General features: G+C 60.4%; 11 protein-coding genes. 8 read left to right on the top strand and 3 right to left on the bottom strand.

Annotation, left to right across the window (positions count from 1 at the left end):
* The first annotated feature begins 142 nt into the window (after nt 1–142).
* The 4 genes from EI77_RS24050 to EI77_RS22835 all read left to right on the top strand — a co-directional run bounded on the left by EI77_RS24050 (nt 143) and on the right by EI77_RS22835 (nt 4376).
* A complete protein-coding gene (locus EI77_RS24050) occupies nt 143–3229 on the top strand; it encodes a choice-of-anchor D domain-containing protein (RefSeq protein WP_341806130.1) in 3087 nt (1028 codons plus the stop codon).
* On the top strand, nt 3226–3426 hold the full coding sequence (locus EI77_RS22840) for a hypothetical protein (protein ID WP_133797635.1): 201 nt from the start codon (nt 3226–3228) through the stop codon (nt 3424–3426). Before EI77_RS24050 ends, EI77_RS22840 begins: the two co-directional genes overlap by 4 nt.
* Nucleotides 3419–3589 (top strand): hypothetical protein, encoded by a 171-nt coding sequence (locus tag EI77_RS23490; protein ID WP_166647461.1) that lies wholly within the window; start codon nt 3419–3421, stop codon nt 3587–3589. The genes EI77_RS22840 and EI77_RS23490 overlap by 8 nt, the downstream gene beginning before the upstream one ends.
* A gap of 148 nt (nt 3590–3737) precedes the next feature.
* Nucleotides 3738–4376: a hypothetical protein gene (locus EI77_RS22835; protein ID WP_133797634.1), complete on the top strand. Its 639-nt coding sequence runs from the start codon at nt 3738–3740 to the stop codon at nt 4374–4376.
* A 434-nt stretch (nt 4377–4810) separates the two neighbouring features.
* Here the strand turns inward: EI77_RS22835 and EI77_RS22830 are convergent, their stop codons facing one another.
* From EI77_RS22830 to EI77_RS22820, 3 genes are read right to left on the bottom strand one after another with little or no spacing between them, the layout of a single operon-like run.
* Nucleotides 4811–6076 carry a hybrid sensor histidine kinase/response regulator gene (locus tag EI77_RS22830; protein ID WP_133797633.1) on the bottom strand — a complete coding sequence of 422 codons (1266 nt, stop codon included), beginning with the start codon at nt 6074–6076 and terminating at the stop codon, nt 4811–4813.
* Nucleotides 6077–6102: 26 nt separating this feature from the next.
* Complete coding sequence (locus tag EI77_RS22825; RefSeq protein WP_133797632.1) at nt 6103–8868, bottom strand: ATP-binding protein; 2766 nt, start codon at nt 8866–8868, stop codon at nt 6103–6105.
* Between the two features lie 22 nt (nt 8869–8890).
* A complete protein-coding gene (locus EI77_RS22820) occupies nt 8891–10276 on the bottom strand; it encodes a class I SAM-dependent methyltransferase (protein ID WP_133797631.1) in 1386 nt (461 codons plus the stop codon).
* 600 nt (nt 10277–10876) lie between these two features.
* On the opposite strand from EI77_RS22820, the gene EI77_RS22815 reads away from it, so the two are divergent.
* From EI77_RS22815 to EI77_RS22800, 4 genes are all read left to right on the top strand, one after another.
* Nucleotides 10877–12262, top strand: a complete 1386-nt coding sequence (locus tag EI77_RS22815) for an NAD(P)/FAD-dependent oxidoreductase (RefSeq protein WP_133797630.1) — start codon at nt 10877–10879, stop codon at nt 12260–12262.
* Nucleotides 12263–12529: 267 nt separating this feature from the next.
* Nucleotides 12530–12787, top strand: coding sequence for a hypothetical protein (locus EI77_RS22810; RefSeq protein WP_166647459.1), 258 nt, complete (start codon nt 12530–12532; stop codon nt 12785–12787).
* Nucleotides 12788–13251: 464 nt separating this feature from the next.
* A complete protein-coding gene (locus EI77_RS22805; protein WP_208300459.1) occupies nt 13252–14181 on the top strand; it encodes a hypothetical protein in 930 nt (309 codons plus the stop codon).
* A gap of 110 nt (nt 14182–14291) precedes the next feature.
* A complete protein-coding gene (locus EI77_RS22800; protein WP_133797628.1) occupies nt 14292–14585 on the top strand; it encodes a hypothetical protein in 294 nt (97 codons plus the stop codon).
* Nucleotides 14586–14756: the final 171 nt, after the last annotated feature.

The raw sequence follows: 14756 nt of genomic DNA, 5'->3' as shown, positions 1-14756 counted from the left end.
GGACCCGCTGGCGAACAACTATAATCCGAGCGCGACGGCGGATGATGGGAGCTGCACGTATAACTGACCGGTGAGAGGACTGCTGCGGGGAGGGGCCCCGCAGCGGTTTGCTGGAGGGTGTGGGCCAGCAGGTGATGGAGTGATGGGGAGCGATGTTTTTATTTATTTTTCTACTTTTATGATCAATGCAAGCATAGCACGGCTGAATGCGGATGGGACGACGGACATGTCTTTCAATACTGGGGAGGGGCTGAACGGGCCGGGGCTATGTGTGATGAGGACGGCGGCGGGAAAGGTGCTGGTGGAGGGCGAGTTTACTGAGGTGAACGGGGAGGTGTGCGGGAACCTGGCGGTGCTGGATGAGACGGGGGAACTGGAGGAGACGGGACTGGTGGCGAATGGTGCGGTGAAATGGCTACTGGGGCAGACGGATGGCAAGGTGCTGGCGGGTGGAGGCTTTACCCTGCTGGGTGGGGTGGAGCGGCAGCGTCTGGTGAGGCTGAAGGATGATCTGACTGTGGAGGCGGCTTTTACCCCGGCGGCTAACGGGACGGTGAATGCGGGTGCGCTGCTGGGGGATGGACGGGTGATGGTGGCGGGGGCTTTCACGGAGGTGGGGGGCGTGGCGCGTGGGAGGGTGGCACGGATGTTTAATGATGAGGCATCCACCCGGCTGAGGGTGGAGGATGAGGGACGGGTGACCTGGCTGCGCGGGGGTGCGGGTGCGGAGACGGTGCGGGTGAGCCTGGAAGTGGATACGGGGACGGGCTATGGGCCGCTGGGCGGGACGGTGGTGCGGGTGCCGGGGGGCTGGCAGGTGACGGGCCTGGAACTGGATGGCAGCGGGAGTGTAAGGGCGCGAGCTTTCCCGAGTGACGGACACAGTGAGGGTGTGGTGGAGGAGGTGGTGGCGTTTGATTTTGTGCCGGTGATGCAGGTGCGCGAGGGGGAGCGGGTGCTGGGTGATGGAGATGAGGTGGACTGGGGGACGATGCAGACGGGGATGGTGGTGGAGAGGACGTTTGTGATTTCGAATCTGGGGCTGAGCGAGATGGAGCTGGGGTCTCCACCGGTGGTGGTGCCGGAGGGGCCATGGACGGTGGTGGAGCAGCCGGGGTCTCCGGTGGCAGCGGGGGAATCGGTGACGTTTGTGGTGAGATTTCAACCGACTGAACCCACGGAATCTGGAGGTGCGGCGGTGGAAATGAGTCTAACCAGTGATGCGGATGAATCCCCACTGACGGTGGAATTGCGAGGCCGGGCGACTGCGGGACCGGGATCTGTGGATGAGGGATTCCAGGTGGTGCTGACGGGCGGGACGGGGGGAACGGCCGTGAATGCGGTGTCACTCTCCGCAGCGGGGCTGATGCTGGGGGGCGCGTTTGCGACAGTGAACGGGCTGAACCGGAAGGGGTTTGCGCGGATGTCTGCCGTAGGCACGGTGCTGGCGCAGACGGGTGTGGGTGTAAATGCGACGGTGCATGCGGTGGCGGAGCTGCCGGATGGGAAGTGGCTGGTGGGAGGGACCTTTACGACGGTGCACGGAGTGACGCGGCAGAGGCTGGCGAGGCTGAATGCGGACGGAAGCCTGGATGCGGGCTTCAAGATGAATGCTAACAATACGGTGCACTGCCTGCTGGTGCAGGAGGATGGCGGGGTGATCGTGGGGGGGGCATTTACGACGCTGGCCGGGGTGGCCCGCAAGGGGGTGGGCCGGGTGACGGCAGGCGGGCTGCTGGATGTGGGGTGGAAGCCGGGGACGGAGGGTGCGGTGATGTGCCTGGCGACGCAGCCGGACGGGAAGATTTATGCGGGAGGACTGTTCGGCAGCATGGGGGGTGCGGTGAGGAGGGATCTGGCGCGGCTGAATGTGGACGGGAGTCTGGACGGGGAATTCAATGCAGGCCTAACTGGAAGTGCGGCAGTGCTGACACTGGCGGTGGATGCGGCCGGGCGGGTGCTGTTTTCAAGGGCGGGTGTGAGCGGGCTGATGCGGGTAACGGAAACGGGTGGGGAGGAGGAGGCGGTGGTTTTCACCCCGGCGGATAGGATGACGTATGCACTGACACTACAGGCGGATGGGAAGATCCTGGCCGGTGGTGAGGGGACGGGACCGCTGCTGCTGCGGATGGATGCGACGGGGGCGAATGACGGGAGCTTTATCAATACGATGTCACATGGCCAGGTGCGGCAGGTGGCGCTATCCGCCAGCGGGGAGTTGTATGCGGCGGGGACGGAGATGAGGGCGGGTGGACTGAGGTATCTGCTGGCGCGGTTTTACAATGGGCCGGAGGCGGCGGTGAGTGTGCTGACCGTGGTGTCTGAAACGGAGGTGCAATGGCAGCGAGGTGGGACGGTGCCGGAGGCGCAGGGGGTGGTCTTCGACCTGAGCGAGGATGAGGGGGCGACGTGGACGCGGCTGGGCCGGGGGACGCGGATGAGCGGAGGATGGAGGCTGACGGGGCTGAATCTGCCGATCCGTGGGCGGATGCGCGGGCGGGCGGCGGTGGTGACGGGGGGAAAGAGCGCGGCGTTCCATGATGAGGTGGTGTCGTTTTCCGGTCTGCCGGTGGCGGATCTGCGGCTGGAGCATCCGGTGGGGACGGTGCTGGGGGACGGGGCGGTGCTCCCCTTCCCTGGGACCCTACCGGGCCAGCATGCGGTGCTGACGGTGACGATGCGGAATGTGGGAAATGCGGTGCTGACAGGTCTGCTGCCAACAAGCGAGACGGCGGAGTGGACGGTGACGAGCGTGGGCCGGACGAGCCTGGAAGCGGGGCAGTCCACGACGATGGCGGTGCGCTTTTTACCCACGGCCACGGGATACCGGACAGGGAGGCTGAGCCTAACCAGTGATGTGCCAGGGACGAAAAATCCGTATGTGCTGGAACTGCGTGGGACGGGGATCGCGCTGCCGACGGCGACGACGAGTACGGCTGCTCCGGTGCTGAGCTATACGGCGCAGCTGAAGGGGACGGTGAAGGCAAACCATGATGTGGCGAAGGCGTTCTTCGAGTATAAACGAAGGGTGGATGCGGTGTGGATCCGCACGGCGGAGGTGACGGTGGCAGGCTTTGCGGCGGTGGCGCAGGCAGTGACGCTGGGGGATCTGGCGCTGGGGACGGGTTATCATTACCGCATGGGAATCTATAACAGTGTAAACACGGCGGCGGCTCCGGTGTATGGGACGACGGTGAACTTTAACACACTGAACATTGTCCTGCCATGATGCTGCCCCCTGATGCTGAGGCGACGCGACGGGTGACCGTGATGAACGGGGACTTTGGGGAGGAGACTCAGTATGAGACGATCCTGCAACGGTCCCTGGAACTGGTGGACCAGGCGTTCGACTATTTTTCGTTTTGCCCGGCGACCGGGACGGTGGTGATGGGAAGCAAGGAACCTTTTATTCAACTGCGTGACTGAAGAACTTTGGAACCGGATGAGTGCCGCCGAGCAGGCGAATGCATGGTGGGCGGAGCTGACAGCAATGCTGGAGGCAGCTGTGCGGGAGGTGAACTATCAGGCGGGCAATGAGAAGACGATGGTGATGAGCGGGCTGACGACTGTGGTGGGGGTGAGGGAGTGAGGTGGAGTGGTGGAGGGAGTATAGTGTGATCGGTTTAACGCAGAGGGGCAAAGAGGCGGAGGAGGCGGAGAATGGGGTATTTAATGCGAGGGTCTTTTGGGGGGACTAGGGGGACATGGCGGAATAACAAAGGATGATACTATTTTTTATGACTTGGGCGCATTTTCAGCAATTGAGGTCGGCGGCGAAGGGGAGGATCGACAAGCGGATGGGGGAGCTGGCTCCTCGGGGGGGGCGGGGGGTGATGGTGAATGGGAGGGTGATCACGATGGAGCCGCCGCGACGACCACAGGAGCCGGTGAGGGAGAAGCCGCTGCTGGAGGTGGCGGTCTTCGCCAAGATGACGGTGTGGTGGCGGCAAGAGACGTATGAGGTGAGGGAGGGCGAATTCGAGCTGGGTTGCGTGACGCAACGTGAAAGCGGCCAATTACTGACCAGCTACTTTTGGGAAAGCGTGCTGATGCATGAGCTCCGGCCCAAGGACAGGCCGGTGCATTCGAGGGGATTTGAACTGGAGCTGCGGACGGTGAGCGTGGAGCCGGGACCGTGGCCGCAGCCGCTGACGCTGCAGAGCGGGGTCTTCCGCAGGCCGGTGCGGCTGGTGGTGGAGGAATATGAGTACGATATGCTGACGGGCGCGCCGATGGATCCGATGGGCCGCATCGGGACGGTGCGGAAGGTGCACACGTTTACGATTGGTCAGGCAGGGTTTAAACGGAAGTTTGAGGCGGAGGTGCCTAACCAGTTTTTATACCTGAGACCGGTTGAGATTTTACCGGTGGGGTGAGGGGCGTCCGGGAGGGATGGGTGCTTTTCTGGCGTTCCTTTTGGAGGCGGGGGGGAGTGCCTGCCGTACTTGGGGGGCGGACGAGGGCGCTAGAACGGTCTTGCGCGGGACGCACAAGACGGCACGCGGGACGCGCGCGCTCCATGGGGGACGGGGGCGTTTGGGGGCGGGGGGGAGTGCCTGCCGTACTGGGGGGGACGAGGGCGTTAGAACGGTCTTGCGCGGGACGCACAAGACGGCACGCGAGACGCGTGCGCTCCATGGGGGACGGGGGCGTTTGGGGGCGGGCAGGAGTGCCTGCCGTACTTGGGAGGAGCGGACGGGGGCGTTAGAACGGTCTTGCGCGGGACGCACAAGACGGCAGGCGGGACGCCCGCGCTCCATGGGGGACGGGGGCGTTTGGGGGCGGGCAGGAGTGCTTACCGTATTTGGGCTTAATCGCCGGCGAGGAGGCGTTCCCAGAGGAGGTCGTTCATGAGGACTTTGGTGACGAAGTCGCGGCTACTGCTAGCGGTGGAGGGGGGGAGATCGGCGAGGAGGGGGATGTCGATCTTGAAGAGGGCTCCTTGGCTGGCGGTGTTTTCTGCCTGGATGTGGCCACCGTGGTGGTAAACGAGGAAGAAGACGGCCATGAGATTGAGGCCGAAGTCTGGGGCGTCTTCGTGCCGGATGGCGAAGGGGTCAAAAACGGAACGGAGGGCCCCCTGAGGAAGGCCAGGGCCGTCATCCTGGAGGGTGAACTGAATGGAGACAGGCTTTTCCGCGAAGCGCTGGGCTTTGGCGGTGAGGGCGAGGCGGGAACCGGCTGGGAGGACATCAATCTCATCCTGAAGGAGGAGCTGGAAGATGCGGGCGAAGCGGGTTTTCTCCGTGGAAATGGCGGGGAGTTCTTCAGGTAGCTCCAGCTCCAGCCGGATGTTTTTAGCTGCGAGTGCAGGCTGAAGCTCGGCGACGACGGTACGGATGATTTCGACAGGATCGACGGGGGTTTCGGCTTTGATGATGTCCGCAAGGGAGGCACCGTCCAGCTCGCCGATGAGCTCGGAGATGCGGCCGGCCTGTTTGAGGACCTGGGAGTGGAAGTCCCGCCAGAAGGAGGGGTCCTGGAGGCGGTCCATATCCACGCTTTCCTGACGGAGCTTGGTGGGGGTGAGGTTAAGGAAGGTCTGGACGGCTTCCAGGGGGTTGCGCAGGTTTTGGCAGAGGCCGCTGGCAAGAACGCCGAGGGAGATGACGCGGTCTGTGATGACCATGTTTTGCAGGACGCTGAGCTTTTCGCGCAGGAGGTCATCGCGCTCACGCTGGAGGAGGAAGAATTCCATGGCGCGGCGGAGGGTGTTGCGCATGTCTTCCACCTGGAGGGGCTTGGAGACATAACGGAAGACGTTGCCTAAGTTGACGGCATCGACGGTGACGCCGAAATCCGCAAAGGCGGTGATCATCATGCGGACGATCTTTGGACGGATCTGGCGGGCGCGCTCGAGGAGCTGGACGCCTTTCTGGCCGGGCATGCGCTGATCGGTAAGAAGGACGCCGATTTCGTCGCCACGGGATTCGATGAGCTTAAGGCCTTCGTTGGCATTGGTGGCGGTGAGGATGCGGAACTCGTTGCCGAAGGTTTTTTCGAAGTACTTCAGCGCCATTTCTTCATCGTCAACGTAAAGGACTGCGTAGCGTTTGTAGTCGTAGAGGTTTTGCATTGTTGAGTCTATTAGGCGTGGATGAATCAAGCTTCGAGTATGGAAGCGGTAGCGGGAAATTCCAAAGTAAATTCGCAGAACTGGCCGGGGATGCTGTCTAGGAGGATGCGCCCGCCGTGCTCGGCAATGATCTGATGGCAGATGGAGAGGCCGAGGCCCATGCCGGCACCGACGTCCTTGGTGGTGAAGAAGGGATCAAAGACATTGTGCATGATGTCCGCTGGGATGCCGGGGCCGTTATCCCGGATGCGGAGGGTGATGAGGCCGTCCGCCTCCGCGGCGCGGATATCCAGGGTGCGGGACTGGTCCTCAGGGTATTCTTTTCCGGCCATGGCATCCAGGGCGTTTTGGATAAGATTGATGAGGACCTGGATGAACTGGTTTTGGTCTCCGGTGCCTTCGAGGTAAGGGGGGAGATCGGTAGTGACTTCGACGCCGTCTTTGATGGCGTGGGAGAAGAAGCGGAGGGTGGTCTGGACGGCCTGGCTGACGTTAAAATTCCCGGCGACCTGGCTGGTGGTGCGGGAGAAGCCGCGGAGGTCGCTGATGATGCGGGCGACGCGGTCCACGCCGTTTTCGATATCACCCAGGGTGTCTTCGAAGTCGGGGCGGTCGGCATCGGTGAGCTTGGTGGCGGTATCGCGGAGGACGTAGAGGGCCTGCTTGGCGTAGTTCAGCGGATTGTTGATTTCGTGAATGAGCCCGGCGCTGAGGCGGCCTAGGGAGGCGAGCTTTTCGTTGCGGACGAGGAGGGCTTCGGTTTCTTTGATCTGCTCGAGTGCGGCCTCAAGGCGTTGTTTTTGGACCTGGAGCTCCCGCTGGTAAAGGTGTGAATCGGTGAGGTTTTTGAGCCTAACGGAAAGTTCGGTCAGGGAGAAGGGCTTGCCGAGGAAGTCACTGGCACCGGCGGTGAGGCAATCGATCTTGGTTTTCTCATCGGCACGGGCGGTGAGGAGGACGACGGGGATGGTGCGGGTGGAGGTGCGCTGGCGCAGCTCACGGCAGACCTGGAGGCCGTCTTTTTCTGGCATCATCATGTCTGATAGGATGATGTCCGGGAGGAACTGGGCGGCTTTTTCGACGGCCTGATGGCCGTCCACGGCTTCGATGATATCGAAGGTTTCGCTGAGCTGGTTGCGGAGGAAGCGGAGCATGTCCGGCTCGTCATCGGCGATGAGGAGGCGGGGTTTTTTGGAGCGCTTGCCAAGGCCGACTTCCACGGGGCGGAGGGTGGCCTGGAGGGAGGTCATGGCGGGGAACATCTCCGCGCGACGGTAGAGGTCGCTGATCCATTCTTTCTGTGCTTCGGGGGGGAGGTCGTGGGATTCGGCCTCGGTCTCTTCAGGAGTGGTGTCCAGGGCTTCCTCATAGGGGAGGATGACGGCCATGGTGGTGCCTTTACCCCGCTCACTCTCCACGGAGACGGAGCCGCCGTGGGCTTCGGCGATTTCTTTGACCAAGGAGAGGCCGATGCCCATGCCCTGGTATTTGCGCTGGGAGGAGGTATCCGCCTGCCAGAAGCGACTGAAGATATTGGGCAGGTCCTCCGGGGCGATGCCGACGCCGGAATCGCGGACTTCGAGGCGGAGCCAGTCGCCATCGCGGATGACGTGGAGCTGGACGGTGCCGCCGGAGGGGGTGAATTTGAGGGCGTTGAAGAGGAGGTTGAGGCAGATGCGCTCGAGCTTTTCGGCATCGGCCTGGACGCGGCCGAGGCCCTGCTGGCAGTCGATGGAGAGGTGGATGCGCTTGTCTTTGGCGACGCCGATGGCGGCATTGGCGAGGCCGCGAACGAAGTCCTCCAGGGCGAGGGGGGCGCGGCGGATCTGGATGGTGCCGGACTCCAGGCGAACGAGGTCCAGGAGGTCGTTGATGAGTTTCAGCAAGCGCATGGCGTTGCTGTGCATGGTGGTGAGGAGGTCATCCCGCTGGTCGGGGGCGATGCTGTCTCCCTGAATGCGGAGGGACTCGATGGGGGCGAGAAGGAGGGTGAGGGGGGTGCGTAACTCGTGGCTGACGTTGGCAAAGAAGCGGCTTTTGGCTTCGTCCAGTTCGCGAAGCTTTTTGTTATTCTCTTCGAGCTTGGTGTTGGTCTCTTCGAGCTGGGACTTGGACTGCTCGAGCTGGCCGTAGGAATCGGCGAGGGCGCTGTTGGCCTCCTGGATTTTTTCAAGGCTGCTGTCCAGGCGCTGGCGGAGCTCAAACTCGGTGAGGCGGATCTTATTGTAAAACCAGGTGCCAGCGGTGGTCAAAAAAGCGGTGGTGACCAGGAAGTAGAGGTTGTTGTAAAAGATGCTCGGCTTGGCAATGGGCCCGTGTGCGTAGCAGGCGGCGAGGTACATGACCAGCGTCATGATCACCACCAGGATGCTGTCCAGCAACGGCCAGCGCATGAGGATGGCGGCACCGAGCATGATGAGATTTAACCCCGCATAATAGGGGGAGGCGGCACCCTCGCTCTCATAAATCATCCAAGCGATGGAGCCCATGAGCGGGGCGGCCATGCCGAGGCCGAGGAGGCGGTGCCAGTGGTGCCCAAAATCCGTGCCCAGGATGATGCGGATGAGGAGCAGGGTGAGAACGGTGCCGAGCCGCAGCGGAAAAAATGCAGCCATGCCCTCCTCCTCATACACCATCCAGTCCAGCGAGGAGCCCGCCAGCACCGCGATGGAGGCCAGGAGGCCGCACAGGCGGTAGTTCCGCACCCGGATGCCCCGCTCATAATCCTGAAACTGCCGGTGCAGATGCTGCAGGGGCAGGCCTTCAAGGATGGGTGGGCTGAGGGAACTCATGCGGGCGGGCGGTGGAACTGCCTCAATTCAGGGGCTTACGGACCTCCAGGAAAATATTCACTCCGGTGGCCTCCGCCCGCACGCTGGAGGCTCCTGCGGGGGCGCGGGAGGGAGCGAGGTTCAGAAACTGCTCTTCATTGCGGTAAACTAAGTGCCATTCAGCCAGGTATTCCATCCAATTTTGCCAGGGATTGCTGGGGTGGACGTTGGTGGCAATGAGGAGGCCGCCAGGGGCGACCATGTCATAAAAAATCTCCAACAGGCGGCGGCAGATGCGGTCCGAAAGGTAATCGAAGAGGCCCGCACAGTAAACGACGTCATACTGGCCGCTGGCGGCGGAGCCAGGACGGCCGCCTTCTTTGAGGATCTGGTGGACGGAGCGTTTTTCTAACCGGATGGCGGTTTTACGACCGTGGGCCTGACGGAGGTCTTCCAGGACGCGGGTGGTATTTTCCAGGGTTTCGTCATTGAAATCCAGGAGGTGGAGATCGGCCCCGTCGCAGACGGGATCATTGGTGAGGAAGTTTTGGATCTCCTGGGCGGGACCACAGCCGAGGTTGAAGATTTTGGCAACTCCGCGCTCCTGGACGGCGCGGATGGTCTCATTGTGCAGTTGCTCCACCAGATAGATGATGCGGTTGCGATGGGCGATGACCGGGGGGATTTCCAGGTATAGCTTGTTCAGCAGCTTGGCGAAGACGGAGGCACCTTCATAGGGATCCCGCAGCATCATGCTGACCATCTCATAATCCCCGGCGTAACCGAGGGGCTTGGCATAGGTGCGGTAAACGAAAGGGGCGCAGAGGACCAGGGGGTGAAGCTGGCGCTTGATGTAACTGCGGTGGACAGGCTGGGCCTCTGGCGGGATACCATCGGCGATGCCTTCAAACCGTCTCATGAGGGGGAGGACGACCGGGGCGATGGGGCCTTCCAGCTTTTGGATGATCTCCCGCTCCGCCTGATGGCGGTCGCCTGCAGGCATGGAGCGGACGCCTAGCTCTACCTGCTCCATCCAGCGGCGGAGATCGGTGAGAAGGGTCTGCATGTCAGCGACGACGACCTTAAAGTCCGGCTGCACCTTATAAGTGCGCTCCGTCTGCTGGAGGAATTCGGTGAATTCAGAGACGAGGCGCTCCTGCTGCTGGAAGGGGTTGAAGACATCTACGTCAATCCAGCCATCGTCCTCAAGGGAAGCCTCCAGGATGAGCATGATGCCGGTATTGACCAGATTGCTGATCACTCCGCGCCCTGAATAAAGCATGCGGTCGTTGACGTTGATGCGGAAATCCGTCAGCACCTCGGAGAGCTGGAGGATGCTGTAGGGGTTATACACCTCGAAGACGACCATGTGCCTGCTTAGGCGGTGGACGGTCCCGCGCACCTCCGCCCCCTGGCTGTTGCGGCACACGATAATGCTAAGGTTCTCAGTGACTGTGCCGTTTGAGACAGCAATTAATTCTGATGAGTCCGTGGGCATCGTGCAAAATTACATGGGGGAATGTGGCTCGAAAAGCAGGGTGCTGGACGAGTACGGCCCTTTGTTGCCGACAACCAGCGAGCAGGTCAACAAGATTATTGAATGTGGCGAAGATAGTTCATGAACGCTTAAACTTATCACTTAGTTCATCAACTCATTCACATTCCGGTCCGTTAAGTAAAGGAGGTGGTTTACGTGCGAACTGCCTTATTTGATGATAAGAACTAGATTTCAGATAAGTCTCATACGGTCATTTCATGAGTATCCCCTGCCCTGCTGAAAGGCGAATATTTGGTGGAATAGTGGAGTGAAGACAAGCGGAAGGCCTGAGTAGCGGGTAACGTTTTCTTAGGCTTTAGGATTGAAATGAGGTTTAATCTATTCGTTAAATTGAATTTATACTAAGGCTAAACTTTTATCTTTCGCTCTCAATTACCTGCCTTTTTATTTATGACGCAGACGTTGATTATTTAGACCTTGCCAGGATATCGAAAGCGGCTGGGAGGAGACCAGGAGTGATCTGATGTTTTCATGAGGCGCTGGCTTGATGTGGGACGTAGTGCTGCGATGATGGCTGAAATGATGGAACGAACTGCTGATGTGGTGATCGTGGGTGCGGGACCTGCGGGGTGTACGCTGGCGGCGCTGCTGGCGATGCGGGGAATTGTCTGTGTGGTCTTCGATGATGATAAACGACCGGAGCTGCTGGTGGGGGAATCGCTGATCCCGGGGGTGGTGCCGGTTTTCCAAAAGCTGGGTATCGAGGATCGTGTGGCGGCGATGTCTGTGAGGAAACCAGGAGCGTCTTTTTTTGTGACGGATGGGGGGCCCCGTATCCATTTTAGCTTTAAAAATGTGGAGGGGCATCTGCCCCCGTACTCCTACAACACGCCGAGGCCTGAGCTGGACAATGTACTGCGGGTGCGGGCGGAGGAGCTGGGGGCGCGCTTTATCCATGCACGGGCGGAGCTGGTGGCGGGGATGGAAGCTGGGGAGCCGGTGGTGCGGCTGGGTGAGGCGAGCCTGGAAAAGGCGGGGCTAAGTGTGGATGCGCGGCCGCTGCTGGTGGATGCTTCCGGCCGGGCGCGGGCCTTTGCACGGGCGATGGAGCTGCCTGCGGTGCGGGGTGACCGGAATGATGTGGCCTATTTTGCGCATTTTGAGGACTTCGATCATGATGAGGTGGAGCCGGGCCAGGTGATCATCTCCGTGCTGCGGGCGGGCTGGAGCTGGCGCATTCCCCTGCCCGGTCGGCTTTCCGTGGGCATCGTGGTGAGCAAGGAGCATGCGAAGACGCTGGGGGCGACGGCGGAGGAGAGGCTGGAGGCGGCGATCCGGCAGGAACCGATCCTGGCAACGAAGGGCCAGCGCGCGCGGCGGGTGAGCCCGGTGATGACCTATACAAACTACCAGCTCCTTTCTGAGCGGGGCCACGGTCCGGGCTGGGTGCTGCTGGGGGATGCGTATGGCTTTGTGGACCCGATGCTTTCGCCAGGGCTGTTTATGTCCCTGGAAGGGGCGCGGCAACTGGATGCCTGTGTGTTTTCCCAGGGGGTGGATGTTTTACGTGATCCGGCGCGGCTAAAGAAGGCGATGGACCGGTATTGCCGCCGCATCGTTCAGTGGCATGAGGCGTGGACGGAACTGGTACGGTACTTTTATGATGGGCGCATTTTCCGCATCCATCTGGCCGGGAAGAATCTGGCGATGAAGCCTTCTCCCTTTAACATTGCGAGTGTGATGGAGAGGCATTCGACTTTCCACATCGCCAGCATGGCCTCCGGCGGCTATACGCGGTCCCGCTATAGCCGGGGGCTGATGCGGCTACTGGCGAAGCACCTGGTGTGGGGTGTGGCGGAGGCGGAGAACTTTGCGGTCCGGGATGTGCGGAGGACGGAGCTGGAGAAGGCAGCGTGAGGGGGGCGGGGAGATGACGAGAACGCAACCACAGTCAGCGTGAAAGGAGCCGCCAGAATTTAATAGCACTTTCTGTTAAACCCCACCTCTTCCTTTTTTTCGCGACTTAGCCCAAGTGGGGGTGGTGGGGGCTGGACAGTGCGGGCAGGCGGGTGGATTTTTCTGGGTGAGACGCGGTGGCGGCTTTGGGGCATGGGGCTCTAAGGGCGGGATGCGGCGGGGTGAACTTTTAAATCTGGAGGTGTGGGTGCTATGGGTGATTCGTCTGTGTTGTCTTCTTGGGGTTCGGCTTCGGCGGGGGGCGGGCTGCGCGGTGGTGGGCCGCTTTCACGCTCCATGGCGGGGCAGCAGCTCCGGCGCTGGCGGGAGGAGGAAGGGCGGGCACTGAGTGTGCCTGGGGTGATGCCTCCGGCGGTGCTGCGGCCTGAGCAGGATGGGCAGCTACGGCCTGTGGTGCCGGGGGTGCCTGCGGCTGGCGGGATGGGTGGGGCGGGTGCTGCGGCAGCGCCCACGCAGCCTGCGTGATGCGGGAGGATGAGGGGACGGCAAGGCCGAGGCTGGCACCGGCTCCGGCGCTGGGGGATTATGAGCGGGAGTGGCAGGGCATGCGGCCGGTGGTGCAGAATCCGTGGCATACGATGGATGAGGCGGAGGTGAGGCAGCTCCTGCCTGCGGAGCCTGCTCTGGGTGACCTGGTGAATCCGCCGGGGGCAGGTACTCGAGCGACACACGCCGTGGACCGCCTCAGTCCTGAGGTCAGGCGAGCCAGGGAGATGGCTGAGCCTGGATTCTTGCTGTGGCAGTCTCCTGCGCCTTATCGTCCGAATCTTTTGCCTAGGGCACCCGGGGAGCAGAATGAGCAACGGGGATTAGCGGAGCGGTCGCCTGGGGGTGAGGGTACGAATTCTGCGGTCAGGCGCTTATTTGAGAAGCGTCCGCCGATGCCGGGGGAGAATCCGTATACGCAACTGATGCATGACAAAGGGTCTGTGGCTGAATTGCCCAATGGTGAGGAGTTACAGGGGCCGGGCGGGCCGCAGCTGGCGGGGAAAGCGCCCTCTCTTGGCCGTCCGCCGGTGATGGCTCCGCCTGCGCCCGCTGACAGACCGCCTCTATTGGAACAACCAATCTCTACAGGTGAGCCTAAAGTGAAACAATATGGTTACAAACCTATAGTTCCCGAAAAGCAGTTTTTGCCAGCAACAAAAACCGGCATTGTCGGCATTGGTAAAATTAAATCTCATACAGGAGCGATACCGTCACCGTTGAAACTATGGTGGTACGTGCCTGAGAACAATGAATGGGCCGATATTATTATTCCTGATGAAAAAATCCGTTCATGGATAAAATCCGCAGCAGAATATCAGGATGTGCCACTAGAGATTATGGCCGTGATCTTGCAGCAAGAAAACGGAGCCAATGCAACTGGAGCTCAAAAGTTTATCCAATTTGGAGAACGCACTGTTACCACAGGATTACAGGTCGCGGATGAATGGCTTTTTGATCTAGTTCCTGACCGGGCTTTCGGTGTGGCCGTAGCAGACGGATCATCGGGAATTGCCAACCTTCAAAGGCCAACATTAAGAGATGCGGCCTCTTACAGTGAGAAAAGTCTAAAGAGGCCTCCCCTACCGGACGATGTCCGATATCGCATTTTTGGTTGGGATCAGGATACCAGAATTTCTGGTGATGATGTGAAAGCGGATCTTTATTATCAGGCTGCTCATATTAGGCAGCTTATTGATCGCATTACTGGTGTTCCGGGTTATGTTGGTAATTTGACGCTAGATCAAGTTCGCTCCGTCATCAGGTCCTATAATGGCTCGGGTAAAAAGGCTAATAAATATGCTGACGACGGAATGAAAAAGCTGCTTGACGCGGCGGATGGTCGCAGTCCTCTCTACTTCTACCAACCATGACATTATTTCTCTTATTAGGGGTCGTCTTTTTAATTGTTCTGGCTTTTAAATCTAAAACTGTTTTTCGATGGGTGGTTATCACTGGGTTTTTGATGATCGGCTTTCTTTGCATGCCGTTTTCACCGGTGGGAAATCTGCTAGGGACGCTCATGGATCCTGGCTATATCATCCCCGAGGAATCCAGCGTGTGGACTTTCACACCGAGCGTGATGAACTCGGGTTCAGGTGACTGGTGGATGTATGGGGAGGACAGCCGTCACTATTATCATAACATCGGCCTTGTGGAGTATGCGGTGTTTCCCCGTAGCGAAGCTTCGAAGTGTAAAGGGTTTAATCCACACGACATCGAAACTTGGTGTCCGGCGCACATCAAGATTGTGAATCCAGAGGAGGTCGAGAGATGACGAGCACGCATCCTCGGTCAATGCAATAAGACACGTCAGGGGTGATAGCACTTTTTGTTAAACCCCACCTCTTCCTTTTTTTTCGCGACTTAGCCCAAGTGGGGGTGGTGGGGGCTGGACAGTGCGGGCAGGCGGGTGGATTTTTCTGGGTGAGACGCGGTGGCGGCTTTG

It is taken from the genome of Prosthecobacter fusiformis (assembly GCF_004364345.1).
Lineage (GTDB): Bacteria > Verrucomicrobiota > Verrucomicrobiia > Verrucomicrobiales > Verrucomicrobiaceae > Prosthecobacter > Prosthecobacter fusiformis.
The sequence above is the reverse complement of the archived record's forward strand: the minus strand, read 5'-3'. Positions and strand labels throughout refer to the sequence as shown.

Bases quoted from the DNA above. Each gene is read 5' to 3' on its own strand.
- EI77_RS24050 (WP_341806130.1), top strand. From the start codon at position 143: ATGGGGAGCGATGTTTTTATTTATTTTTCTACTTTTATGATCAATGCA.
- EI77_RS22840 (WP_133797635.1), top strand. From the start codon at position 3,226: ATGATGCTGCCCCCTGATGCTGAGGCGACGCGACGGGTGACCGTGATG.
- EI77_RS22835 (WP_133797634.1), top strand. From the start codon at position 3,738: ATGACTTGGGCGCATTTTCAGCAATTGAGGTCGGCGGCGAAGGGGAGG.
- EI77_RS22830 (WP_133797633.1), bottom strand. From the start codon at position 6,076: ATGCAAAACCTCTACGACTACAAACGCTACGCAGTCCTTTACGTTGAC.
- EI77_RS22825 (WP_133797632.1), bottom strand. From the start codon at position 8,868: ATGAGTTCCCTCAGCCCACCCATCCTTGAAGGCCTGCCCCTGCAGCAT.
- EI77_RS22815 (WP_133797630.1), top strand. From the start codon at position 10,877: ATGAGGCGCTGGCTTGATGTGGGACGTAGTGCTGCGATGATGGCTGAA.
- EI77_RS22800 (WP_133797628.1), top strand. From the start codon at position 14,292: ATGCCGTTTTCACCGGTGGGAAATCTGCTAGGGACGCTCATGGATCCT.